Origin of the sequence: Leeia sp., from assembly GCF_041909055.1 — a bacterium.
Taxonomy (GTDB): Bacteria; Pseudomonadota; Gammaproteobacteria; order Burkholderiales; family Leeiaceae; genus Leeia; species Leeia aquatica.
The window spans coordinates 972,619-996,966 of the sequence record NZ_JAYREC010000001.1 but is presented as its reverse complement, the minus strand read 5'-3'; the positions used below and the strand labels follow the sequence as shown (position 1 = coordinate 996,966).

22 protein-coding genes and 1 tRNA gene are annotated in these 24,348 nt (G+C 61.6%); 12 read left to right on the top strand and 11 right to left on the bottom strand.

What is annotated here, in order from left to right; genetic code table 11:
- Window positions 1-36: 36 nt before the first annotated feature.
- Window positions 37-528, bottom strand: coding sequence for an acetolactate synthase small subunit (gene ilvN / locus ACE3O2_RS05415; protein WP_168876801.1), 492 nt, complete (start codon window positions 526-528; stop codon window positions 37-39).
- Window positions 529-543: 15 nt separating this feature from the next.
- Window positions 544-2,298 (bottom strand): acetolactate synthase 3 catalytic subunit, encoded by a 1,755-nt coding sequence (locus ACE3O2_RS05410; RefSeq protein WP_374335427.1) that lies wholly within the window; start codon window positions 2,296-2,298, stop codon window positions 544-546.
- 406 nt (window positions 2,299-2,704) lie between these two features.
- Here ACE3O2_RS05410 and ACE3O2_RS05405 point away from each other — a divergent pair, with 406 nt between their 5' ends.
- Window positions 2,705-3,157, top strand: a complete 453-nt coding sequence (locus ACE3O2_RS05405; protein WP_374335425.1) for an RDD family protein — start codon at window positions 2,705-2,707, stop codon at window positions 3,155-3,157.
- A gap of 22 nt (window positions 3,158-3,179) precedes the next feature.
- Here the strand turns inward: ACE3O2_RS05405 and lptG are convergent, their stop codons facing one another.
- Window positions 3,180-4,271 carry an LPS export ABC transporter permease LptG gene (gene lptG, locus ACE3O2_RS05400; protein ID WP_374335422.1) on the bottom strand — a complete coding sequence of 364 codons (1,092 nt, stop codon included), beginning with the start codon at window positions 4,269-4,271 and terminating at the stop codon, window positions 3,180-3,182.
- Window positions 4,268-5,362, bottom strand: a complete 1,095-nt coding sequence (gene lptF / locus ACE3O2_RS05395; protein WP_374335420.1) for an LPS export ABC transporter permease LptF — start codon at window positions 5,360-5,362, stop codon at window positions 4,268-4,270. The genes lptG and lptF overlap by 4 nt, the downstream gene beginning before the upstream one ends.
- A gap of 184 nt (window positions 5,363-5,546) precedes the next feature.
- On the opposite strand from lptF, the gene ACE3O2_RS05390 reads away from it, so the two are divergent.
- The 5 genes from ACE3O2_RS05390 to ACE3O2_RS05370 all read left to right on the top strand — a co-directional run bounded on the left by ACE3O2_RS05390 (window position 5,547) and on the right by ACE3O2_RS05370 (window position 11,783).
- Window positions 5,547-7,043: a leucyl aminopeptidase gene (locus tag ACE3O2_RS05390; RefSeq protein WP_168876796.1), complete on the top strand. Its 1,497-nt coding sequence runs from the start codon at window positions 5,547-5,549 to the stop codon at window positions 7,041-7,043.
- The gene (locus ACE3O2_RS05385; protein ID WP_168876795.1) at window positions 7,044-7,307 is read left to right on the top strand and encodes a hypothetical protein; all 264 of its coding nucleotides are present in this window, start codon (window positions 7,044-7,046) and stop codon (window positions 7,305-7,307) included.
- Complete coding sequence (locus tag ACE3O2_RS05380; RefSeq protein WP_374335417.1) at window positions 7,304-7,741, top strand: DNA polymerase III subunit chi; 438 nt, start codon at window positions 7,304-7,306, stop codon at window positions 7,739-7,741. The genes ACE3O2_RS05385 and ACE3O2_RS05380 overlap by 4 nt, the downstream gene beginning before the upstream one ends.
- Complete coding sequence (locus ACE3O2_RS05375) at window positions 7,738-8,883, top strand: hypothetical protein (protein WP_374335415.1); 1,146 nt, start codon at window positions 7,738-7,740, stop codon at window positions 8,881-8,883. Before ACE3O2_RS05380 ends, ACE3O2_RS05375 begins: the two co-directional genes overlap by 4 nt.
- 89 nt (window positions 8,884-8,972) lie before the next feature.
- Window positions 8,973-11,783, top strand: a complete 2,811-nt coding sequence (locus ACE3O2_RS05370) for a valine--tRNA ligase (protein ID WP_374335413.1) — start codon at window positions 8,973-8,975, stop codon at window positions 11,781-11,783.
- A gap of 86 nt (window positions 11,784-11,869) precedes the next feature.
- On the opposite strand, the gene ACE3O2_RS05365 is transcribed toward ACE3O2_RS05370, so the two are convergent.
- The gene (locus tag ACE3O2_RS05365; RefSeq protein ID WP_168876791.1) at window positions 11,870-13,147 is read right to left on the bottom strand and encodes a YihY family inner membrane protein; all 1,278 of its coding nucleotides are present in this window, start codon (window positions 13,145-13,147) and stop codon (window positions 11,870-11,872) included.
- Between the two features lie 67 nt (window positions 13,148-13,214).
- Between ACE3O2_RS05365 and wrbA the strand changes: the two genes are divergently transcribed.
- The 3 genes from wrbA to ACE3O2_RS05350 all read left to right on the top strand — a co-directional run bounded on the left by wrbA (window position 13,215) and on the right by ACE3O2_RS05350 (window position 15,338).
- A complete protein-coding gene (wrbA, locus tag ACE3O2_RS05360; RefSeq protein WP_374335410.1) occupies window positions 13,215-13,808 on the top strand; it encodes an NAD(P)H:quinone oxidoreductase in 594 nt (197 codons plus the stop codon).
- 1 nt (window position 13,809) lies between these two features.
- Window positions 13,810-14,163 carry a DUF2069 domain-containing protein gene (locus tag ACE3O2_RS05355; RefSeq protein ID WP_374335408.1) on the top strand — a complete coding sequence of 118 codons (354 nt, stop codon included), beginning with the start codon at window positions 13,810-13,812 and terminating at the stop codon, window positions 14,161-14,163.
- 389 nt (window positions 14,164-14,552) lie between these two features.
- Window positions 14,553-15,338, top strand: a complete 786-nt coding sequence (locus ACE3O2_RS05350; RefSeq protein WP_374335551.1) for a serine hydrolase domain-containing protein — start codon at window positions 14,553-14,555, stop codon at window positions 15,336-15,338.
- Window positions 15,339-15,547: 209 nt separating this feature from the next.
- On the opposite strand, the gene ACE3O2_RS05345 is transcribed toward ACE3O2_RS05350, so the two are convergent.
- The 3 genes from ACE3O2_RS05345 to ACE3O2_RS05335 all read right to left on the bottom strand — a co-directional run bounded on the left by ACE3O2_RS05345 (window position 15,548) and on the right by ACE3O2_RS05335 (window position 18,179).
- Entirely contained in the window at window positions 15,548-16,324 is a 777-nt protein-coding gene (locus tag ACE3O2_RS05345; RefSeq protein WP_374335406.1) for a substrate-binding periplasmic protein, read from the bottom strand.
- Window position 16,325: 1 nt separating this feature from the next.
- On the bottom strand, window positions 16,326-17,945 hold the full coding sequence (locus tag ACE3O2_RS05340; RefSeq protein ID WP_374335404.1) for a methyl-accepting chemotaxis protein: 1,620 nt from the start codon (window positions 17,943-17,945) through the stop codon (window positions 16,326-16,328).
- 157 nt (window positions 17,946-18,102) lie between these two features.
- A tRNA-Arg gene (locus tag ACE3O2_RS05335) sits at window positions 18,103-18,179 on the bottom strand.
- A gap of 144 nt (window positions 18,180-18,323) precedes the next feature.
- On the opposite strand from ACE3O2_RS05335, the gene ACE3O2_RS05330 reads away from it, so the two are divergent.
- Both ACE3O2_RS05330 and ACE3O2_RS05325 read left to right on the top strand, forming a co-directional pair.
- The gene (locus tag ACE3O2_RS05330) at window positions 18,324-19,115 is read left to right on the top strand and encodes a cytochrome c5 family protein (RefSeq protein ID WP_374335402.1); all 792 of its coding nucleotides are present in this window, start codon (window positions 18,324-18,326) and stop codon (window positions 19,113-19,115) included.
- Window positions 19,116-19,171: 56 nt separating this feature from the next.
- Window positions 19,172-19,588 carry a hypothetical protein gene (locus ACE3O2_RS05325; protein ID WP_374335400.1) on the top strand — a complete coding sequence of 139 codons (417 nt, stop codon included), beginning with the start codon at window positions 19,172-19,174 and terminating at the stop codon, window positions 19,586-19,588.
- A gap of 9 nt (window positions 19,589-19,597) precedes the next feature.
- Here the strand turns inward: ACE3O2_RS05325 and ACE3O2_RS05320 are convergent, their stop codons facing one another.
- Window positions 19,598-21,613, bottom strand: coding sequence for a UvrD-helicase domain-containing protein (locus tag ACE3O2_RS05320; RefSeq protein WP_374335398.1), 2,016 nt, complete (start codon window positions 21,611-21,613; stop codon window positions 19,598-19,600).
- Between the two features lie 92 nt (window positions 21,614-21,705).
- On the opposite strand from ACE3O2_RS05320, the gene ACE3O2_RS05315 reads away from it, so the two are divergent.
- Window positions 21,706-22,539: a symmetrical bis(5'-nucleosyl)-tetraphosphatase gene (locus ACE3O2_RS05315; RefSeq protein WP_374335395.1), complete on the top strand. Its 834-nt coding sequence runs from the start codon at window positions 21,706-21,708 to the stop codon at window positions 22,537-22,539.
- Between the two features lie 24 nt (window positions 22,540-22,563).
- Here the strand turns inward: ACE3O2_RS05315 and ACE3O2_RS05310 are convergent, their stop codons facing one another.
- Window positions 22,564-23,256, bottom strand: coding sequence for a lysophospholipid acyltransferase family protein (locus ACE3O2_RS05310; RefSeq protein WP_374335393.1), 693 nt, complete (start codon window positions 23,254-23,256; stop codon window positions 22,564-22,566).
- A gap of 163 nt (window positions 23,257-23,419) precedes the next feature.
- Window positions 23,420-24,184 carry a GNAT family N-acetyltransferase gene (locus ACE3O2_RS05305; RefSeq protein WP_374335391.1) on the bottom strand — a complete coding sequence of 255 codons (765 nt, stop codon included), beginning with the start codon at window positions 24,182-24,184 and terminating at the stop codon, window positions 23,420-23,422.
- Between the last annotated feature and the right edge of the window lie 164 nt (window positions 24,185-24,348).

The following is a 24,348-nucleotide window of genomic DNA, read 5'->3' as shown; positions in this document are numbered from 1 at the left end:
GGGCGGGGCATGCCCCACCGGGTGTCTATGCGTGACTCAGACCTTGAGTACCCGCTCGCCACGGCCAATGCCAGAGGCGCCGGTGCGTACGGTTTCCAGGATCAGGCTCTCGTCGATGGCCTTGATGAAGGAATCCAGTTTTTGCCCGGTGCCGGTCAGCTCCAGCGTATAGGTTTTCTCGGTGACGTCGATGATGCGACCACGGAAAATGTCAGCCATCCGCTTCATTTCCTCGCGGTCCTTGCCGGTGGCGCGGACCTTGATCAGCATCAGTTCACGTTCGATATGATCGGCCTCGTTCAGGTCGATGACCTTGACCACATCAATCAGCTTGTTGAGCTGCTTGGTGATCTGCTCGATGATGTCATCCGAGCCAGAGGTCACGATGGTCATGCGGGACAGGGTGTTGTCCTCGGTCGGGGCCACCGTCAGGGATTCAATATTGTAAGCACGGGCCGAGAACAGCCCGGCAACGCGCGACAGCGCGCCGGCTTCGTTTTCCAGCAAGATGGACAGGATGTGTCGCATGGTGTCTGCCCCCGATCAGCAAAGGTTGCCATAATCGCGCTGCACTTGCGGCGGCACGACTTGCAGATTGCGCATGTGCGGCGGCAGGTCCATCTGTGACAGGCCCTTGCCGTTCTGCACCATCGGGAACACGTTTTCCGACTGATCCGTGAGGAAGTCGAGGAACACCGTGCGGTCTTTCAGGGACAGCGCTTCGCGCAAGGCCCCTTCAACATCCGCTGGTTTTTCGATGCGCAGGCCCACATGCCCGTAGGCTTCGGCCAGCTTCACGAAATCCGGCAGGGCATCCATATAGGATTCCGAGTAACGGTTGCCATAGAAGAACTCCTGCCACTGGCGCACCATGCCCAGATAGCGGTTGTTCAGGCTGATGATCTTCACCGGCAGGTGGTACTGCTTGCAGGTGGAGAGCTCCTGGATGTTCATCTGGATGGAGGCTTCACCGGTAATGCAGCAGACATCCGCATCCGGATGCGCCAGCTTCACGCCCATGGCGGCCGGCAGGCCAAAACCCATGGTGCCGAGACCGCCGGAATTGATCCAGCGCTTGGGCTTCGGGAATTTGTAGTACTGGGCCGCCCACATCTGGTGCTGGCCCACGTCGGAGGTGACAAACGCCTCGCCGCCAGTCAGTTCCCACAGGGTTTGCACCACATACTGTGGCTTGATGATCTCCGTGCTGTTCTCGAACGCTAGCGAGTTCGGTGCACGCCAGGCTTCGATCTGTTTCCACCAGGCACTGATTTCCGGGGCTTGAGCGTCGCTCTGGCGCAGGATGGACAACATCTCGCCCAGCACGTCCTTGACGTTACCGACGATGGGAATATCCACCTTCACCCGTTTGGCGATCGACGAGGGGTCGATGTCGACGTGGATGATCTTCTTCGGGCTGGACAGGAAATTCTGCGGCACCGAAATCACGCGGTCATCAAAACGGGCGCCCACGGCCAGCAGCACATCGCAGTTCTGCATGGTCATATTGGCTTCGTAGGTGCCGTGCATGCCGAGCATGCCCACGCACTGCGGGTCGTTCCCCGGGTAGGCGCCGAGGCCCATCAGCGTATTGGTGACCGGCACTCCCAGCATGCGGGCCAGTGCCACTACTTCGTCCGAGGCATTGCCCTGTACGGCGCCGCCGCCCACGTAGATTAGCGGGCGCTTGGCGTCCAGCAGCAGCTGAACCGCTTTCTTGATCTGGCCCGGGTGCCCCTTGATGATCGGGTTGTAGGAGCGCATGTTGACGCTCGCCGGGTAGTGATATGTATGCTTGCGCTGGGTGACATCCTTGGGGATGTCCACCACCACCGGGCCGGGACGGCCAGTGCTGGCGATGTAAAACGCTTTCTTGATGGTTTCGGCCAGCTGGCTGATGTCCTTGACCAGGAAGTTGTGCTTCACGCACGGGCGGGTAATCCCCACCATGTCGACTTCCTGGAAGGCATCCAGACCGATGGCCGGGGTCGGCACCTGGCCGGACAGCACCACCATCGGGATCGAATCCATGTAGGCGGTGGCAATGCCGGTAATGGCATTGGTGGCACCGGGGCCAGAGGTGACCAGCGCAACACCGATCTTGCTCGATGAGCGGGAGTAAGCATCGGCCGCGTGTACTGCAGCCTGCTCGTGCCTTACCAGCACGTGGCGGAATTTATCCTGCCGGAAAATGGCATCGTAAATCTCCAGGACGGCGCCTCCGGGGTAGCCGAAGACATACTCTACCCCTTCGTCCTGCAGACAACGCGTAATGATTTCTGCGCCTGTCAGTTCCATGATTTTGCACCTGAGAAGATGAACACGTTCGCTGAAATTGCGTTTACGCAGTGACCGTTCGCCGCCGGTCGCGCGGTTTCGGGGTTGCCGAAAAGTTGTCTGACGGTGGCTTCGGGGCGTCGGTCGGGACCCAGGGGTAGCGGATCCGCGAAGTTCGCGGGGTGTAGCGGGGGTGAGGCTTCCGAAGCAGCGGTATCGCCAGGGTGCGTCCCTCTCCCAGGCGGTGACCCGCCGGGGGGACGCGAAGACTCGCGTACGCAATGCGAACTGGCAACATAACCGAGGCTTCTGCTTTGGTCAAGTCATTCTGATCAGGTAAACTGTCCGGCTTAAACCTTGAATTTCCAACGAAACCTCAGGGAGAGCCTGCATGCATGTTGGCAGGCTGCCCGGAAAGCCAGAACTGATGCTGCCTGCTGAATCGCCCACCCTGTTCCGCCGCGTGATCGCCTTCATCTATGAGACGATATTGCTGGTCGGGATTTTGCTGCTGGTCGGGGCGCTCTACTTGCTGGTGGTGGAGCAGATGGGGGCGCCGCGCGAGCTGACCGCCAAGGGCGCGTCGCCTGTATGGCGCTATGGGCTGTTTGCCTGCATGGTGCTGGTGTCGGCCTGGTACTTTGGCTATTGCTGGACCCGCACCGGCCAGACCCTGGCCCTGAAAACCTGGCGCCTGCAGGTGCGGGCGGTGCAGCGGCGCTTGCCAAGTTGGCCGCAAGCGCTGCTGCGCTTTGGTCTGGCGCTGATCGGTACCGCCTTTTTTGGCGTGACCTATGTGTGGATGCTGTTTGACCGCGACGGCAGCCCCTTGCACGACCGTTTGAGCGGGACCGAGCTGGTGGAGCTGCCCAAAGCCTGAGGCGAGGGCGCGACAGGCGTAATCAGCTGCGGAAGCGGACGCGGCCGTATTCCTGCCACCACAGGATGAAGCTGGCGAGCAGCAGGATGACCAGCGAAGGTGTCAGCGCGGCACCGATCGGTGGCCAGTCGTAGATCAGCGCCATGTGGCTGACCAGCCGGCTCAACACGTAGAACAGCAGGCCAAGCAGCAGGCCGGACAGCAGACGCAGCCCGGCGCCGCCGCTGCGTTTCTGGAACTGGGCGAAGGGCAAGGCCAGCAGCAGCAAGGACAGGCAACTGAGCGGATAGCCCAGTCGTGCCCAGAATGCCAGCTCATAGCGGGCGGCATCCTGCCGGTTTTCCAGCAAATGCCTGGTGTACTGGTACAGCTGCCAGGCTGACATTTTCTCGGGGGTGACCGCCAGCATGGTCACCAGTTGTGGCGTCAGCCCGGTGGACCAGATCATCTGCGGCAGATGCTCGGTCACCACCTGCCCGGGCTGGGTCTGAACCCGGGTGACATCCTGCAACACCCAGCCTTGGCCTTCAACATAGCGGGCTTCACGGGCGGTACTGATGCTCTTGATGTTCTGCTGCGCATCGAGCTCATACAGACTGAGCTGCTTGACGGTCTGGTTGGCGTCGACCTCGTCAAAATTAACGAAACGCTCATGGTCGCGCATCCAGTAGCCGCTTTGCAGGTTATTCACCGTCGCAGTGGAGGCAATTTTCAGGCGCAGGCTACGTGCCTCACGATCGGCCAGCGGCATCAAGACCTCGCTGACGAGCAGGGTGAGCAGCGCAAACAGGAAGCCGATACGCAACAAGCTGAGGGCGACCCGGGCCAGCGATACCCCGGCAGTACGAATCACCGGGTATTCCGAGTCGTTGACCAGTTGTGCCAATGAAAACAGTCCGCCCAGCATCACGCAAATGGGCAGGAGCTGGTAGAGGTTGGCCGGGATGCGCAATGCTGCGTACTGTAAAGCTTCTTTCAGCTGATTGGGGTTGCTGCCGCCATTGCTCAGCTCCAGCAACAGGTCGATAACCGCAAACAAGCCCAGCAAAGCCAGGCAGGCGGTCAGGGTGGCGCGGCTGATGTTGCGCCGGAAATAGCGATGCAGCAGCCTCATGCGGTCTCCTTGCGGAGCCGGGCTTGCAGAGCGCTCACGCCGCCATATTGTTTGATGATCAGCCAGGCCCAGACCAGTAGCGCAACCAGGTGAATGCCCCACAGGCCGGGCCACAGTGCCCACTTGCCCTGCACCACCAAGGTCAACGCCACCGACAGCACATTGACGTACAGCAGATAGATCAACAAGGCGATCAATACATTCCAGCCGCGACCACTACGCGGGTTGTAACTGGCCAGAGGTACGGCCAGAAGGGCCAGTACCAGCGCGGACAGCGGGACACTCAGGCGCCACTGCAGCTCGGCCTGATGCTGGCGGGAGGACTCCTGCAGCAGCGCGCGGGTAGTCATGCCACGCAAGGTGTGCTCCGGTCGTGCGGCTTCCTTGGTGCGCATGCGAACGGAGTAGCTGTCGAACTTCAGCAGCTGGGACCCTGCATTGTCGGCCAGGGTTTCGAAACGCTGCCCTTTGCTCAAGGTGAGGAAACGGTCGCCGTTGCTGGCCTGGTGCTGAAAGCCCAGCGCGGAGACGGTCACGCCATGTGCCTGACCATCTCGGGTACGGATAAAGATTCTGGAGGCCTTGTCCCCCAGCAGCGAGTAGTTCTCTACAAAAAACACGGCTTTGCCGCCACCGCTCTCGCGGAACGTGCCCGCAGCAATCTGGCTGCGATCGTCGCGGCTTTCCAGCTGCGCCTCGTAGGTTTCGGATAGCTGCAAGGCCCGTGGAGATACCAGCAAGGTCAACAAGCCGATAACGATCACCACCGGCAGGGAAAAGGTCAGTACCGGGCGCAGCCAGTCGAGTGGCGACATACCCGCCGCCGCCCACACCGGCATTTCCTGATCACGCCAGCCGCGCAGAAAGCTCATCAGGATGGCGACGAACAGGGTAATGGTCAGGAAGACCGGCAGCGTCTGCACCAGCTGGAAGGCCATGGTGATGAACACGGCATCCGAGGCCAGTTTGCCCACGGCCGCCAGACCGAGCAGACGCACGAACTGCACGGTCAGCACGATGGCGAGCAAGGCCGTCATCACGCCGAGGGCGTTCTGCGTCAGTTCGCGGTAGAGCGCGCGGCGATAAAGCATGGTTGTTTTGACTTCGGCAGGGGTCTCTGTGGATAATCAGCGGCATCTTGCCGGATGGCACGACGTGCCCTGGGCAACAACGGCACGCATAATAAAGGGCAGGGCCGGACCCGGCGGGTGGCATGATACACCCGCACTGATCTGCAGGACCTCCCGTAACTCTGACCAATCGAGGACAAAGGCAATGGAATTTAGCATAAAAACCGGTGCAGCGGATAAACAGGCCGTGGGTTGCGTGGTGGTGGGGGTGTTTGAAGACGGCAAGCTGAGTGCGGCTGCCAAGGCGGTGGACACGGCCAGTGGCGGTGCGCTGAAGGCAGCGCTGGCTGATGGCGATATCAGCGGCAAGGCCGGTAGCAGCCTGCTGCTGCGGGGCCTGGCCAATGTGGCTGCGACCCGCGTGCTGCTGGTTGGGCTGGGCAAGGACAGCAAGCAAGTGTCCGACAAGGATCTGCTGGACGGACTGAGCGCGGCCTTCGCTGCGCTGCTGGAATCCGGCAGTCGTGACGCGGCGGTGTTCCTCAGCGAAGAAGCGGCGGACGCAGGCATGGCCCTGCAGCAAGCCATGCTGTTGCTGGCCAGCGCACGCTATCGCTTTGACCAGTTCAAGAGCAAGCCGGCGGAAAACCGCCAGAACCTGCACGCCCTGCATTTCTTTGTCGGCAAGAAGGACGTAGCTGCCGCGGAACAAGGGCTGCGTCTGGGTCAGGCTGTGTCGGCCGGCGTCAACCTGACCAAGGATCTGGGCAATATGCCGCCGAATGTGTGCACCCCGTCCTATCTGGCGGGTGTGGCACAAGAGCTGGCGCAGCAGTACAGTCTGTCGGTTGAAGTGTTGGAAACCGCCGACATGGAAAAGCTGGGCATGGGCTCGCTGTTGTCCGTTGCCAAGGGCAGCGTGGTGCCGCCGCGTCTGGTAGTGCTGAAGTACAGCGGTGGCGGCAAGAAAGACAAGCCGGTGGTGCTGGTGGGCAAGGGTATCACCTTTGACTCTGGCGGTATTTCTCTGAAGCCAGGCGAAGGCATGGACGAAATGAAGTACGACATGTGCGGTGCCGGCACGGTGCTGGGGGTGATGAAAGCGGTGAGCGAAGCCCAGCTGCCGATCAATGTGATCGGCGTGGTGGTGGCGGCGGAAAACATGCCGGCCGGCAATGCCAGCAAGCCGAGTGACATCGTCACCTCCATGTCTGGCCAGACCATCGAAATCCTGAATACGGATGCCGAAGGTCGCCTGATTCTGTGCGACGCACTGACGTATGTGGAGCGTTTTGATCCGGCCGCGGTGATCGACATCGCCACCCTGACCGGTGCCTGCGTGATTGCGCTGGGCCACATCAATACCGGCCTGTTTGCCAATGACGATGATCTGGCCAATGAGTTGCTGGCATCCGCCAGTGCCACCCGCGACTGGGCCTGGCGCATGCCGGTGCAGGCGGAATACGACGACGCGCTGAAGAGCAATTTTGCCGATATGGCCAACGTGGGCAGCCGTGCCGGTGGCAGTGTGACGGCAGCCATGTTCCTCAACCGCTATACCAAGGCGTACAAATGGGCGCACCTGGATATTGCCGGTACCGCCTGGAAGAGTGGCCCGGCCAAGGGTGCAACCGGTCGCCCGGTGCCGCTGCTGGTGAACTTCCTGCGCCAGCGTGCCCAGACCAAGAGCAAGAAAGGCTGAATGAGTACACCCACCCCTTCACAGGTGCAGGAGCGGCTGGCGGCGTTGTACGCCGCCATCGCTGAACAGCGCCTGTTCCATCTGGTTCGTACCGAGCGGCGCGACCAGATGGTCACTTTGCATTTCCGCCGCCGCCATAGCGTATTCTGCCTGCAACGTCGTGAACAGGATGGTCAGGTCGATTACATCATGCTGCACGATGGCGAACGGGCACGCTCGACCATGCTGCGCGAAATGTGGCAGGACTTGCAGGCGCTGGCATGACGCAGGTGGATTTTTATTCCCCGGTGGCGGACAAACTGGGGTTTGCCTTGCGCTTGTGCCAGAAAGCCTACACCCGACAATGGCGGGTAATGTTCTGGTTCGACGACGTGGTGGCGTTGCAACACTGCAGCCACCAGCTGTGGACCCGCCAACCGACCAGTTTTGTGGCGCACAGTCGTGTGGACGAGCCTGCGGCGGCAGATTCTCCACTGTTGCTGGCTTATGCGGGCTTGTCGCAGGACGGGGATTTGCCGCATTATGACGTATTGGTAAATTTCAGCCAGGACACCCCGCTGCCGTTTGCCCGTTTTGCCCGGCTGGTAGAAATGGTCGGTGAAGATGAGGCCGACCAGCTACGCTGCCGTACCCGCTTCCGTTACTATCGGGAGCATGGCTACCCCTTGCAGCATCATGTGCTGGGGAGTGATGCATGATAGAACCACCTGATCCCGACTTGCCCAACGGTGAGCCTAGCCGCCCGCCAGTGCTGGACAAGATGGATGCCCTGCTCAGCCGGCACCGGCCCACGCGCGCGCCTTTTCCGGTGCTGACGGAGCCGGTGGAGCCGGTTGCGCCACCGGCGGAGACCCGCCCGCTCCCCAAGCCGGTGATTCGCCCGAAATCGCGTGATTTCCCCTCGCTGCTGGACCCGGATGCACCGCCGGTCAGTGACCGCCAGCGCCTGCTGTTGCCAGAGCGCCCGCCAGAACTGGAGGTGATGCTGGATCTGGATGTGCCGGTGCTCAGTGCCGAGGCGCCAAAGGCGACCAGCTTAGCTCAGGCCGAGCCGATGGCGCCGGTCAGCGTGGCACCCGTGGTGACGCCACCGGTATTGCCCTCCCGGGTGGATCTTGAGGCGACCACGGTGCTGGAGCTGCAGTGGGAAGATGCCGAGCTGCATTTGCAACCGCTGGAGCTGGATATCCCTGAGGAATGGGTATCTGCCCCGGTGGTCACTCCGGTGACGGCCCCGCCGACCCCTGTGGCAGCGGCCCCCGACCTGTTGCCGGTTGAAAGTGCTCCGCCCCCGGAATTGGCGCACGTCGAAGAGGCGCCTCCGGAAGCACTGCCCGCCACTGATGGTGTGGATGAGTCGCCGGTGGAACCCGTGTTGGCTCTGGAGGCTGCGCCTGAGGTTGAGCCGGTGTGGGAGCTGGAGCTGGAGGATGTGCTGGCAGAGGCAGCGGCGCCCGTTGTGGTTGCCGAGGACTTGGCAAGGGACAGCGAGCCGATCATGGCGGAGCCTCCCGAGCCTGCGCCAGCACCGATTGTCGACATCCCGGTGCTGACGGAGTTGATGATCGAGCATGACGAGGCGGATACACCCCTGCCGCCCGCGCATGAGCGTGAGCAATGGGTGGCCGAACTGGTGGATGAAGTGATGGCCGGGCTGGCACCACGCATTGCGGCCCTGGTCCGGGCGCAGCTGGGCTTGCAAATCGGTGGGCTGATGAAAACCGTGACCGACAAGGTGTCCGATCAGCTGCTGGCGGACTGGCGTGACGAGCTGCAGCACAAGGTAGAACAGCGGCTGGCTGCCCAATCCACACCACACGATCCTGCTTCCGGATCGTAAGCCTGCGCGGACCGCGTGCGGCTGGCGCTACCGGGCATGGGCTTCAGGTATAATGGCGCATTCGTCATTGATATTGAACGCCAATTCCTATGGAACTCGCCAAAAGCTTTGAACCGGGCGACATCGAACGCCGTTGGTACGCCCACTGGGCGCAGCAGGATTATTTCCGCCCGGGCATGCAGGCCGACACACCGTCATTCTGCATCCAGCTGCCGCCGCCGAACGTCACCGGTACCCTGCACATGGGCCATGCGTTCAACCAGACCATCATGGATGGCCTGACCCGCTACCACCGTATGAAGGGCGACAATACCCTGTGGGTGCCGGGTACCGACCACGCGGGCATTGCCACCCAGATTGTGGTGGAGCGCCAGCTGGGCGTGCAAGGCGTGTCCCGCCATGACCTGGGCCGGGATGCCTTCATCGACAAGGTGTGGGAGTGGAAGGCGCAGTCCGGCGGCACCATTACCGAACAGATGCGCCGTGTCGGCTGCTCGGTAGACTGGTCGCAGGAATACTTCACCATGGACGAGACCCGCTCCCGTCTGGTGACCGAGGCCTTTGTCCGCCTGTATGAGCAAGGTCTGATCTACCGTGGCAAGCGCCTGGTGAACTGGGACCCGAAGCTGCTCACCGCCGTGTCTGACCTCGAAGTGGTCAGCGAGGAAGAGGATGGCCATATGTGGCTGATCCGCTACCCGGTGACTGGCAGCGATGAAGCGCTGGTGGTGGCCACCACCCGTCCGGAAACCATGCTGGGCGACGTGGCGGTAGCGGTGAACCCGGAAGACGAGCGCTACCGGCACCTGATCGGCAAGATGCTGACCCTGCCGCTGGTGGGGCGGCAGATTCCGGTGCTGGCCGATGATTATGCCGACGCCAGCTTCGGTACGGGCTGCGTGAAGATCACCCCGGCCCACGATTTCAACGATTATCAGCTGGGCAAGCGGCATCAGACCGAGCTGGTCAGCGTGATGGACCTGCACGCGGTGATGCTGGCCGAGGCCGAAGTCTACAGCTTTGACGGTCAGCTGCTGCGTCGTGACCCCTTGCCGGCGGCTTACGCCGGGCTGGACCGTGCTGAGGCACGCAAACGCATCGTGGCCGACCTGAAAGACTGCGGTGCCCTGGTTGAAATCAAGCCGCACAAACTAATGGTGCCACGCGGTGACCGTACCGGCTCGGTGATTGAGCCGATGCTGACCGACCAGTGGTTCATGGCAATGAATGCGGTGGCCAAGGATGACCCCACCGGCAAGAGCATTGCGCAAAAGGCGCGCGATGCGGTGGAAAGCGGCCAGGTGCGTTTCATCCCGGAAAACTGGGTGAACACCTACAACCAGTGGATGAACAATATCCAGGACTGGACCCTGTCCCGCCAGCTGTGGTGGGGACACCAGATTCCGGCGTGGTTCGACGAGGCGGGCAACATCTATGTCGCCCGCAGTGAGGAAGAAGCCCGCCAACAAGCCGGTGGCCAGGCCTTGCGCCGCGATCCGGACGTGCTGGATACCTGGTTCAGTGCCGGCATGCTGCCGTTCTCGACGCTGGGCTGGCCGGAGGCAACACCGCAGCTGCAGCAGTTCCTGCCATCCTCGGTACTGGTGACCGGTTACGAGATCATCTTCTTCTGGGTGGCGCGGATGATCATGTTCACCACCCACTTCACCGGCAAGGTACCGTTCCGCGACGTTTACATCCACGGCATGGTGCGCGACAGCGATGGCCGCAAGATGTCGAAGTCCGAAGGCAACGTGATCGATCCGGTGGACCTGATTCAGGGCATCGCACTGGAGCCGTTGCTGGAGAAGCGCACCACCGGTCTGCGTCGCCCGGAAACCGCGCCGGAGGTGGCCGCTAAAACCCGCAAGGATTTCCCGGAGGGCATCCCGGCTTACGGTGCGGATGCGCTGCGCTTTACCATGGCCAGCTATGCCACGCTGGGTCGCAATATCAATTTTGACTTCAAGCGTGCCGAAGGGTACCGCAATTTCTGCAACAAGCTGTGGAATGCCACCCGCTTCGTGCTGATGAACACCGAAGGCAAGGACTGCGGTGCGGACAGCAGCCTGCCGCTGCAGTACAGCTTTGTCGACCACTGGATCATCGGTCGCCTGCAGCAGGTGGAGCAGGCGGTAACCGAGGCGTTTGATACCTATCGCTTCGATCTGGCGGCACAGGCGCTGTACGACTTTGTCTGGTATGAGTACTGCGACTGGTATCTGGAACTGGCCAAGGTACAGCTGAAAGGGGATGAGGCAGCGCAACGTGCCACCCGCCGCACCCTGCTGCGCGTGCTGGAAGTGACACTGCGCCTGCTGCACCCGATCATGCCCTTCATTACCGAAGAGCTGTGGCAGAAGGTGGTGCCGCTGCGCGGAGAGCCACACGCAGCCTCACTGATGCTGGCACCGTGGCCGGTCGCTGACCTGAGCAAGGTCGACGCCACCTGCATGGCAAAGATGGATGACTTGAAGGCGCAGGTAAATGCCTGCCGCAGTCTGCGTATCAGCATGGGCATGAGTGATGCGGTTCGTGTGCCCCTCTATCTGGAAGGCGACGCTCAGCTGGATGTTTTGGTGCCTTATCTGGCGCTGCTGGGTAAATTGTCTGAGGTGCAGCGGGTCGACGCGTTGCCGGAAGCGGATGCTCCGGTGCAGGTGGCCGGCGGCGCACGGCTGATGCTGAAGGTCGAGATCGACCGTGAGGCAGAGAAGGCACGGCTGGGCAAGGAGATTGACCGCTTGCAAGGTGAAGTGGCCAAGGCCAATGCCAAGCTGGGCAATGCCTCCTTTGTGGAGCGCGCTCCGGCGGCGGTTGTGGCGCAGGAGCAGGAGCGCCTGGCGGCATTCAACCATACGCTGACGCAATTGCAGGCTCAATTGGTCAAGCTCGGCTAAGACCTGTTTTAGTCAGAGGCGGCAGGGCGGGATCATCAGCTGATGCTGGGTCCGCTCTGCCGCAGCCCAAGGCCGCGTATGCCGGTTCAGGGGGTTGCAGCGGTTTCCGGTGCAGGCAGCTTGTCCAGTGCTTCTCCTCCCTGCTGCAACAAATCAGCCACGCTAAGCTCTAGCTGCTGGTCGAGGTGTTGCAACAGGGGGCGCAGCGCCAGATTCACGGCGTCATCCTTTTGGGCCAGCCGCCCGGCCTGGCCGGTATCCCAGATCAAGGCGCGGTAGAGCTGCAGCAAGCTGATCTGGTCCAGCTCCTGCCCCAATACCCAGCGGTGGTTTGCCAGGCGCAACACCCAACCTTTGCGCTCCAGGCGGATCATCAGCTGCGATACGTCACCCATGCCATTGCCGAGGTGATGTCGAATCTGCTCCGTGGTTTGTGGTACGCCCTTGCCGTGTGCCTGATGCAGCAGCTGCAAGATGCGCAACGCCTCCTGGAATTCACGGCCAATACCGCGGCGGGTGCGCCAGGCGCCGGCACGCCAGTAGCTCAGGCTGGCGGTCAGCGTGGCACCGACCAGCACCAGACTCCACAGCAGATAGAGCCAGACCAGAAAAATCGGCAAGGCGGCGAAGGCACCATACACCAGCTTGTAACCGGCCAGTTTCTTGACGTAGATGGCAAAGCCGGAGCGCAGCAGCTCAAACGAAATACCGGTGAACAGGCCGCCGAGCACAGCATGCCGCCACGGCACTTGCCGGTTGGGGGCAAAGTGGAACAGCAGGGCAAAGGTCATCACGCCCAGCGTGGTGCGTAGCCCCAGCTTGAGCAGATTCTCCAGCCAGTTCAGCGAGCGCTTGAAGTCCGGCAGCAAGGCAAACAGCTGGTCGACCAGGGACAGCGACAGGCCAATCAGGATCGGTGCCAGCGTCAGGATGGTCCAGTACAGCATCAATCGCTGCCAGAAGGGGCGGCGGTGTGCGGTTTGCCAGATGGCGGTAAAGGCCCGGTCGATGGTCGAGATCAGCATGATGGCGGTGATCGCCAGCACGATGATGCCCATCACCGTCAAACGCTCGGCATTGTCGGTAAACTGCCGCATGTAAACGGTAATGATGCGCCCGGCGGTATCCGGCACCAGATTGGTCAGCAGGAAGGTCTTGAACTGGGTGCTGACCCGCTCAAATACCTCAAACGGTGCCAGCAAGGCCAGGGCGATGGTGACAAAGGGGACCAGCGCCAGCAAAGTGGTAAAGCTGAGGCTACCCGCCACCTGCAGGCAGCGACCCTCCACCACCCGCTGACCGAGAAAGCGGGTGAAGCTGAGCAGGCTGATGACTCGGGCTGGAATCAGGTCGCGCAAAGGCATGACGGCATCCGGTAACACGGGAGGGTCCGCTATAATAACCCCCATTGTGACGATCAGGGGTACCACGGTGGCGGAAATTCTGGTGCTGTATTACAGCGTGCATGGCTCAGTACGGGCTTTGGCGCAACAGATTGCACGCGGCGTGGACAGCGTGCCGGGTGCGCGGGCCAAACTGCGCACCGTGCCACGGGTATCGACGGTGTGTGAGGCGGTGGAACCTGCCGTGCCGGAACAAGGCGCACCCTATGTGACGCTGGACGATTTGCGGCACTGCGATGGTTTGGCGCTGGGGAGCCCTACCCGCTTTGGCAATATGGCTGCACCGGTCAAGTACTTCCTCGACAGCAGCAGTGCACTGTGGCAAAACGGCGCGCTGGTGGGCAAGCCGGCGGCGGTATTTACCAGCAGCACCACCCAGCATGGCGGGCAGGAATCGACCTTGCTGTCTATGATGTTGCCGCTGCTGCATCATGGCATGCTGCTGCTGGGCGTGCCCTTCACCGAGGCGGCGCTCAGCGCCACCCGCGATGGCGGCACCCCCTATGGTGCCAGCCATGTCACCGGGCTGGATAACCAGACGGCGCTCTCAGTCCACGAACAGCAGCTGGCACAAGCCTTGGGTCGCCGTCTGGCGGAAACCGCCTTGAAGCTGGGGGCGTGACATGCGAGCTGCGTACTGGACATGCAATGTCTGCCTGCTGGGCTTGATCGCCCTGAGCCTGGCCTGGGAGCTGTGGCTGGCCCCGCTGCGCCCCGGTGGTTCCTGGCTGGTGCTGAAGGTATTGCCGCTGCTGGTGCCGCTGTTCGGCATCCTGCGCGGGCGGATGTATACCTACAAATGGATGACCATGTTTGTCCTGCTGTACTTCATCGAAGGGGTGATGCGCGGCTGGGGTGACCGTGGTCTGTCACAACAGCTGGCCCTGCTGGAAGTGGTGCTGTCTTGCGGGCTGTATGTCTCGGCCATCCTGTTTGTGCGGCGTACGCGCGCAGCCGGTACTCCCCAAGGGGTTTAAGCGGGTCTTCAGCTTGGCGTTGTAGTCTGCGTGGCTCACGCTGCCGGGAGGGGATATGCGCTGGGTGTGCCTGATGGTGTTGATGTGGGGCTGGGCCCAGGCAGCCGCGCTGGATTGCCCTGCTGTGGTCGCTGACGGACAACCCGCCACCCGCTATGCCCTGCCCGACGTGCCGCAGGTCGTGCATGGGACAAGCCCGTTCCCTGCAAAGACCGTGGTGCAACTGGAGCAGGCGCTGGATACGGCTTGGGCGCATCTTCAGGCCCGTTCTATTCGTGTGAGTGTCCTGCAGGGGGCGGCGCACTGGTCGTCCAGCCGGATACGGAATGGAGAACTGACCTACCCGCGTTACTACTGGGCGAGCGTTGGCAAAATGCTGACCAGCCGCGCTGGTCATCCGGCAACTGGAAGCGAACCAGCTGCCGCTGGAAACCCCGGTACAGCAGCTGATGCCCGCGTTTTCGCTGCCCGACGTAACGGTGGATCACCTGCTGCGACATGTGTCCGGCCTGACCAGCTATAACGAAGACCCGGATTATCGCCAGCATCCCGGCGCAGTACGTCCTGAGCTGGTGTTGCAGCGTGCATTGCAGCGAGGTCGGCAATTTTGCCCGGGCTCCGGCTGGTACTACTCCAATACCGGCTACCAGCAGTTGAGTGCTTTGCTGGAGCACATGAGTGGTGAATCCTATGCCCACTATGCCAACGCTGAGCTACAAAAGGTTTTGGGGCCAAGCAGCTTGCAGGTGTTGCAGCCAGACGAATTGCCACCGGATGTGGCACCCTTGCTGTCGGCGTCCGGTCCGGTCATCCAGCCAGGCTGGCCGCAAGGGGCCGGGGCGCTGGTCGGCAGCCCGGATGATATGCTCAAGCTGTGGCAAGCCATTCTGCAGCAACGCTTCTGGAAGCACTTCCCAGCGTCACGCCTGTTTGAGCGCATGCACCCCATGTTTGAGCCCCGTCTGTTCTATGGCCGCGGTGTCATGCGCTATGAGGCCCCGCTGGGCGCAGGACGGGTGCAGACCTGGCTCGGGCATAGTGGTGGCACCCCCGGCGCCCAAGCCCTGGTAGCCTGGATACCGGAGCAACAAGTTTGGATTGCGGTTGTGCTGGCGGGTGAGGGTTCTGCTGAGGCCACCGCCGCCTTGCTGGCGCGCAGCCTTCTTCAGTACTGAGTCCGTCGCGGAGTGGTTTTTCTGCTGATCGTATTCAATGCCTGCAAATCTGGCTGACTGACGATGTCACAGTAGGAGGTAGCCGTGTCGCAGAGGCGGCCTTGAACCGATACGCTTCCGGGGGAAGGGCAAGAGAATGGCTATGGCTTGCATACTCCACTGGAGGGAATGTGCGCCAGCCCGTTGTCTTGCCGTTTTGCTGCGCTGGGTCAGTGTCTTGTCTGGGTGAGCTGGTTCCACTGCAGGTCCAGCTTGTTCAGGGTGCCATCCTGTTTGAGTCGGGTCAGTCCCTCCTCCAGCTGCCGAATTTGCTCCGGTGGCAGATTGGGGTTGAGCACCAGATGGAACGTCGTGATGTCCATGGTGTTCGGCAAAACACGGATGCGCTTGTCCAGTTTCGTGGCTTTCAGCGCTTGGGACAGCCCAGGTTCCCGGTAGTAAAAGAAGCGGCCCCGCTTGGCCAACAGCTTGAGCAGATTGTTTTCCGTGCTGCCCGCCAGTGTATCAAGCTGCAAGTTGGGGATTTGTTTCAGGCGATCTACCGCGCCACTGCCATAGTTGACCAGGATGATATTGTCTTGGCCCAGCGCCAGGACGTCCTTCCAATGACGGACCGATACCCGATCGTCTTTGCGGACGGCCAGATAGTAACGGACTTCATATAGCGCCGGCTGGGCATAGCGCAGCATGGCCCGCCGTTCGGCGGTATCCAGCAGACCACAAGCCAGGTCAAGTTGCCCGGAGGCAACTTCGAGGATGATGCGCTTGAGCGGCAAGGGCTGCTGGTCACCTACAATTGTCAGGCCCGGTGTGACCCGTTCCAGTGCGCGGAACAGGTCTACGCAATAGCCGATCCATCGCTCGCCCTGCTGCTGGAACTTGGGGAAGGATTCTTCCTGGGCCGCGGTGCGCAGTGCACTGGCCCCGGCGCAGGTGCTGAAAGCCAATGCCAGACCTGCTGCCATCAGGCGGCGTGATACGGCCATGTTAGTTCTCGCGGGTCCGGAAGCGGTTGACACTGGCCTGCAATTTGACGGCACACTGATGTATGGCTTGGGCCTGCAGCATGGCGTGCTCGGCGGAGGCTTGGGCACTTTCCACGACACTGACCACTTCTTCCACATTACCCGCCAGGTGCCCCCCGGCTTTGCTTTGCTCGTCCATGGCTTGGGCAACGGCACGGAAGCGATCCAGTGATGCATGTGCTCGAGCGTTGATGGCTTGCAGCGACTGGGAGGCATCGTGGATGCGGGTGACGCCATCGGACACGGTGGGGCCAATGGCCTGAACCTGGTCGGAGACCGTACTGGTATCTTGCACGACGGCCTGCACGATGGTGGCGATTTCATCGGTGGCCACGGCGGTGCGCTCTGCCAGCTTGCGCACTTCATCGGCCACGACGGCAAAGCCACGGCCGGTTTCACCGGCGCGTGCCGCTTCAATCGCGGCATTGAGGGCCAGCAGGTTGGTCTGGTTGGCGATTTCGCGGATCGTGCCAGCGATGCCGCTGATATTGCGGGTGCGCTCTGTCAGGGACTGCATGTGCTGGTTGACGGAGGTGATCTGGCTGGCAATCTGTGTAATGCTGTGGCGGGCTTCCTCGGTCAGTTTGCTGCCACTGGCCGCTTCTTCCGACGTCGTATGCGCATCGGACTCCGTGGCGCGGGCATTGCTCGAGACATGGTCAATACTGGCGGAAAGTTCCTCGATGGCTGTGGCGGCGGATGTGGTTGCCGCACTGGCTTGTTGGGAGCGCTGCTTCAGTTGCACCATGTGCTGCTGGAGGGTGTTGCCGTTGTGCTCAATCTCGAGGCTGCTGGCGCGAATGTCGCTGACCATGGTGAGCAGGTTTTGCAGCATGCTGCGCATGCTCCCCAGTAGGCTGTCAGCAGGGACGTCTGCGGCAATGTGCTGGGTCAAGTCCCCTTCGGCGATGGCTTTGACCACGTGCGCAGCGTGGGCGGGATCACCGCCGAGCGAGTGAAGGATGCTGCGGGAGAGCCGCCAGGCCAGCCCGCCGACTGCCAGCATGCCGAAGAGGATCAATCCCAGCAGCAGGCTGGCCTGACGCCAAAAAGTGGCGTCAATGTCATCAATGAAAAACCCGGTACCGATGACCCATCCCCAGGGCTGGACCCGGACCACGCCATTGAGTTTGGGATACTCTTCTTTGCTGCCCTTGCGGCTGGCGGTGACCACCACCTTGGCATAGTGCTCGGTGGCCAGCGCTTCGGCATAAACCTCTACAGAGGTTTTGCCATCGGGCCGTTTGCCGCCGTCATCATACTTGCCGATGCGCTTGGTGTCCGGGTGGTACAGCATGAAGTTGCCACTGTCCCGCACAAAGTAGTAACCGTCTTTGGCATGGGCACTGGCCAGGGCCAGCAGAGCCTGCTTTTTGGCCTCGGCTTCAGGTATCTTTCCTTCTGCTGCCAGTTGCGCCTGCTGGCTGACTACGCTCTCTGCAATCTGCAGCAGTTGCTCAATCTGAGCATGTTTTTCTGCAAGCAGGCCCTGGCGGCTTAGATAGAGCGAAACTGCCCCCAGCAGCAGCAAGCCCAGCAGGCTAAACAGGGTCAATAGTAACAGGCGGTGAGAGAGTTTCATGGTCCGCTCCTTGATGTAAGGTGAGGCGGTGTGCGGCGAAGGGGTGACATTCGGATTAAAGCAGATCCGTAGTCATATGCAAGCACTCCCCAAGCCGTATCACTGGCAAGCTAAGGGGATCGGGCTATACTGGCGTAGCAATATTACTGGAATGTGGTGGCGCACCCGACAGGAATCGAACCTGTGACCTTCAGCTTCGGAAACTGACACTCTATCCAACTGAGCTACGGGTGCATGGACAGCAGAGGGCGCTAGAATAGCGATTTTCTGATCATCCGTCCACGTTTTTTGTCGCGGACAGGGGCAAATGCCGTATAATCGCCGCTAATTTTTATGTTTGAACAGGGTTGGGCAAGCATGAGTGCAGATAATAATTCAATGAGTCCGAAGCAACTGGTGGGTCTGGTGGCGGCAGGTTTCGCCGTGCCGATCATTGCGGGCATTCTGATTGCCAAGTTGAGTACCAGTATCAACGAAAGCCAGCCTGACCCGGCCACCATGACCAAGGAAGCGGTTGCCGCACGCGTGCGTCCGGCAGGTGAGGTCAACGCCGGTGAAATCGTGGCGCCGGGCATGCACACGGGCAAGCAGGTAACGGAGAGCATTTGCTTCTCCTGTCACAAGGATGGCCTGGCGGGCTCGCCCAAGTTTGGTGATGCTGCTGCTTGGGCGCCGCGCATTGCGCAAGGCTTTGATGTTCTGTCCGATCATGCCATCAAGGGCTTCAAGGGTATGCCGGCCAAGGGCGGCGCAGCCGACCTGACGGACGATGAAATCCGCCGTGCTGTGGCCTATATGGGCAATGCTGCGGGTGGCAAGTTTACTGAGCCGGGCGTCAAGGGTGCGGAAGCCCCGGCCTCCGGTGCAGCAGCCTCTGCTCCGGCCGCCGCAGCGTCAACCGCGCCTGCTGCAGCCCCGGCTGCCGCCGCAGTGGACGGCAAGGCCATTTTCTCGACCACCTGTACCGCGTGCCACAGTGGCGCCATGCCCAATGCCCCCAAGCTGGGTGACAAGGCTGCCTGGGCACCGCGCGCCAAGCAAGGCAAGGATACGCTGTACCAGCACGCACTGGCAGGCTTCAATGCCATGCCGGCCAAGGGCGGCAATGCTGGCCTGAAGGACGAAGAAGTCAAGGCCGCTGTGGATTACATGCTGTCGCAAGCACAGTAAGTGGTAGTGCCACCCCGTCCGGATACACGAAGGCGGGGTTGGCTCAAGGCTAAGTGATGCGCGTCATCAGTATCTTGCTACTGGCCTTGATTGCGCTCCTCTATGGGCTGGTTTTACCAGCCCTTTTTCATTCGCCCTTTCAGCTGCTGCCCTTCCTGGGGATGAGCAGTTTCTTCGCTTATCTTTTCCTGATGACGTTTCTGTTACGCGCCCATGCCGAACAGCGACGATCAGGCAAACCGGTGAGCCAACGCCTGATCGGAGCGCTCATGACTTTGCCGGGCGGATGGGCAGCTTATTTTGCCTGGGCGCTGGCAACCGGGCAGGCGACCTTGACCGGAAGCCACCGAGGCCAGTGGCTGCTCTGGCTGACCGAGTGGCTGGGGCCGTGGCCCGCGGTGCTACTGATTCTCTACGTGAGCGGGTTGATGCTGACGCACGGGCTGCGACGGCTCTGGTCCGGGCGGGCCTAGCCCGGCTCTTCATTCGGCATCCGGTTTTTTCAACATCGCCATCAGCCCGGCCAGCCGCTCGGTGCCGCGTGCCTTGGCGGCGGCCTTGTCGGTGACGGGACGGCCTGCAAACCACAGGTCGTCACTGCCCATTTCGTTGATGAAACGGGAGGGCTGGATCACCTGCCATTCCCCGGCACGCTTGCGCTTGAGTGCATAGGTCAGGGTCAGGCTGCGCTGGGCGCGGGTGATGCCGACATACATCAGGCGGCGTTCTTCCTCGATCTTGCCGGTGTCCACGCTTTCACGATGGGGCAGAATGTCTTCTTCCACCCCCACCAGAAACACATGCGGGTACTCCAGCCCCTTGCTGGCGTGCAGGGTAGAGAGTTTCACCGCATCTGGTTCTTCATCCTCGCGGCCTTCGAGCATGGTAATGAGTGCGATCTTTTGGGTCAGCTCAACCAGCGTCGGCGGTTTGTCCAGCTCCGGATCATCGCTCTTGCGGTTGATCCAGCCGACGAAATCCTGCACGTTTTTCCACTTCTGCTCGGCAGCGCGCTGCTCTTCAGAGTCAAACAGCCAGGTTTCGTAGTCAATGGCGGTCAGCAGGTCTTGTAGAACCACCGAGGCGGGCTCGCGCTCGGCACGCCATTGCAGGCGGTTGATAAAGTCGCCGAACAGGTGCAGCGTATCGTACTGCTTGCTCGCCAGCTGCTGCTCCATGCCGGTTTCAAACACGGCAGCAAACAGGCTGAGGTGGCGCTCTGCCGCATAGCTGCCCAGCTTTTCCAGCGTCTGGTTGCCAATCCCCCGCTTGGGCGTGGTGGCGGCGCGGATGAAGGCCGGATCATCGTCCGGGTTGGCCAATAGTCGCAGGTAGCTGAGGATGTCCTTGATCTCGGCGCGGTCAAAAAAACTCTGTCCGCCACTCATCACATAGGGGATGCGGTGGTTGCGCAGCGCCTGCTCCAGAATACGGGCCTGATGGTTGCCGCGGTACAGGATGGCATAGTCGGCAAAGCGGGTGCGGGCCTCGAATTTGTGTGCCTGCAGCCGGGTGGCGACGGTTTCCGCCTCGTGCTCTTCGTCCTTGGTCGACACGATCTGGATTTGCTCGCCCAGACCATGCTCACTCCACAAGGTTTTCTCGAACAGCTTGGGGTTGTTGGCGATCAGGGTATTGGCGGCCTTGAGGATGCGCACCGAGGAGCGGTAGTTCTGCTCCAGCTTGATCACATGCAGCTTGGGGAAGTCGCGCTGCAGGTTTTTCAGGTTTTCAATGTCGGCGCCACGCCAGGCGTAGATGGCCTGGTCATCGTCGCCCACCGCGGTGAACTGGCCGCGGCTGCCCGTCAGCTGCTTGAGCAGGGTGTACTGGCAGGCATTGGTATCCTGATACTCGTCGACCAGCAGGTAGCGCAGGCGATCCTGCCATTGTGATGCGATGTCCGGACGCTGGCGGAACAGTTCGACTGGCAGGCGGATCAGGTCATCAAAATCCAGCGCCTGATAGGCTTGCAAGGTGTCCTGGTAGGCACGGTACACCTTGGCAGCGTGCACCCCGGCATCGACGGTCGCCTGCAGGATGGCATGGTCCGGGTCGGTGAGGGCGTTCTTCCAGTTGGAGATCAGGCTCTGTGTGCTGCGGATCAGTTGCTTGTCGGTGGTGCCGAGCGCATCCGAGATGATCTTGCCCGCATCTGCTGCATCCAGAATGGAGAAGTTGGGCTTATAGCCGATATGGCGCGATTCCTGTCTGAGCAATTGCAGGCCCAGTGAGTGGAAGGTGCTGATGATCAGGCCGCGTGCGCTCTTGCCGGAGACCAGCTGTGCCACTCGCTCCTGCATTTCCCGCGCTGCTTTGTTGGTAAAGGTGATGGCGGCGATATTGCGGCCCTGCATGCCGCATTCTTCGATCAGGTAGGCGATCTTCTGCGTGATCACCCGCGTCTTGCCACTACCGGCACCGGCAAGGACCAGCAGCGGGCCATCCAGATATTTGACGGCCTCACGTTGCGGCGGATTGAGGTGGGACAACTGCATGGGGAACCAGACGGAAAAACCAGCGAGCCGCTATTGTAATGGGCTTCGGCCTGCTATGCTTGCCGCGCGTCGGAGATGGAGTAAAAGACAGCATGGCGTGTTATGCAATTGGCGATGTACAGGGCTGCTACGCGGCCCTGCGGAAACTGCTGGAGCAGCTGGCATTCGACCCGGCGCAGGACGAGCTGGTGTTTGTCGGCGATCTGGTCAACCGGGGGCTGGGCTCACTGGAAACCCTGCGCTTCATCAAAGGGCTGGGTGAGCGGGCACGGGTGGTACTGGGCAACCACGATCTCTTCCTGCTGGCACTGGCCGAAGGCTTTGTCCGCGCCAAGGCCGACGATACGCTGGACGCAGTACTGGCCGCGCCGGACCGGGATGAGTTGCTGCACTGGTTGCGCCATCAGCCGCTGGCAAGGCGCGAAGGGGAGGCGCTGGTGGTGCATGCCGGTTTGCTGCCCGCCTGGAGCACCCGGCAGGCGGTAGAGCTGTCCGCCGAAGTGGAGGCTGCATTGCAAGGCCCGGACTGGCGGTCGTTCCTCGGGGCGCTATGGGGCAACAAGCCCGGCCACTGGGACGATCACCTGCAAGGCATGGATCGCTTGCGGGTGATCGTCAATGGCATGACCCGGCTGCGGTTTGTGACCGCAGCGGGGGACATTGACTTCAAGTACAAAGGCGAGCGTGAAGGCGCACCGGCCGGATTGCAATCCTGGTTTGAGGTGCCGGGGCGACGCAGTGCAGGCGAGACTATCGTGTGCGGGCATTGGTCGGCATTGGGCCTGATGTTGCGGCCCGATGTGCTGGCGCTGGACAGTGGCTGCGTGTGGGGCGGCATGCTCACCGCATTGCGGCTGCCAGACCGCATGGTGTTTCAGCAGTCCGGCGCCGACTTTCCCGATGCCCGGCCTGTGGCGCAGGATTGAAGCATCGCCTGCCGGGGGGGCCGACTAGGTGGCGGGGTCCCGCTCGATCACGTCACGAATCTGCTGATGGGCCTGGCTCGCCAGCTCGCGGCGGTTCACATGGGCCGCGTTCATGGAAGGCAACAAGGTCAGCTCGGCCACCAGCACTTTGGCAGAAGCCAGTTGCCACATGGATTGCAGCAGAGACGTTTCGCCAATATAGGTGGCGGCCGCGCTCGGCTGATCATCCTCGGTGCGGTACCGCAAGGCCACCGGTCGCAGATCGCCCTCGCTCAGGGTAACGGCATTGAGCAGTGACGCGGTAAACGGCAGCACGGACGTACCGTCGCTGGTGGTCCCCTCCGGGAAGAAGCCCAAGGTTTCACCGTCCTGCAACAGGCGAGTCATGTCCTCATTCATCCGCATCATGTCACGGCGGTCACCCCGCTTGATGAACAGCGTGCCTGCATGCTTGCACAGCCAGCCCACCAACGGCCAGCCTTCGACATCGGCCTTGGCCACAAAGCGGCAGGGCACCATCGCGTTGATGATGAAAATATCCAGCCAGGAAATGTGATTGCAGACCCACAGGGTATTGGGAGGCGGTGACAGCGGCGGCGTACCCTTGATGCGCAGGCGGATGCCCATGACTTGCAGCATCTCACGCGACCAGCGCTGGATGCGCTGCTGGCGCTCCTGTGGGCTGGCGTGGGCGAAATGGCGACGGATCTCCAGCATGCCGCTCAGCAGATGGCACAGCAATCGGAATAAACGCCAGATCCGGACCGGCCAGAAGGTCCGGGCCGCAGGGTGCAGGAAACTCATCCCCGAGAGTATACGGGCCGGGCTTGCCGCTTGACCAGTGTTGTGGCTGTCAAACGGCATGCCCGTCCTTGTCGCCTCAGGCGGCAGCGGCCATGAAATGGCGGGCGTAACGCGGGTTCAGGCGTGACATCGGCAACAGCAGCGGCAGATCTGCCGTGTTGAAGTCCGGGTCCCAGGCCGGATCGCCACAGATGTAGGCACCAGCGCGCATATAGCCCTTGAGCAGCGGCGGAATCTCCAGCGGCAGTGGCTCACGCAGTGCTTCCAGCGGCAGCGGGCAGCGCGGGGTAACACGCCATTCCACCGGGGCCAGATGGCTCTCACTCAAGGAGGCGTAGATGTTGGCGGCCATATGGCCACCATCGGCCATGCTCATGCTGGCACAGCCCATCAGGTATTCGTAACGGTGGCGCGCCATATAGTCAGCCAGCCCCGCCCACAGCAGGGTGATGACCCCACCGGAACGGAAATCGGCGTGCACGCAGGAGCGGCCCAGTTCTACCAGCTGTCCACGAATGTGGTGCAGACGGGTCAGGTCGAATTCGGTTTCCGAGTAGTAGCTGCCAATCTGCTTGGCGGCTTCCGGGCGCAGGATGCGGTAGGTACCGACGACACGGTCTTCCGGACCCGCGCGCACCATCAGGTGGTCACAGTAGGGGTCGAACAGATCCTGGTCGAGGCCGCTGGCGGCGTTCGGCACATGGGCGCCCATTTCCTCTACGAACACTTCAAAGCGCAGGCGCTGCGCTTCGCGGACATCATCTTCGCTGTCGGCAAAGCACAACCGCAACGCTTGCTTGCCTGCGGTGGCAGCGCTACGGGGATCTGCTGCTCCAAACATGGCACGTCTCCTGATGGCGGTATGGCTTACAAGTTAGCGATTGTATATGACAATTGTGTGAATGGACATGTGACAGGGGTGAAGATTCATTCACGCGGGCGCTGAACGAGTATGCGGCCGACAAGCCAAAGACAGGCTGAAACCGAAAAGTAGCAAGCCACAGG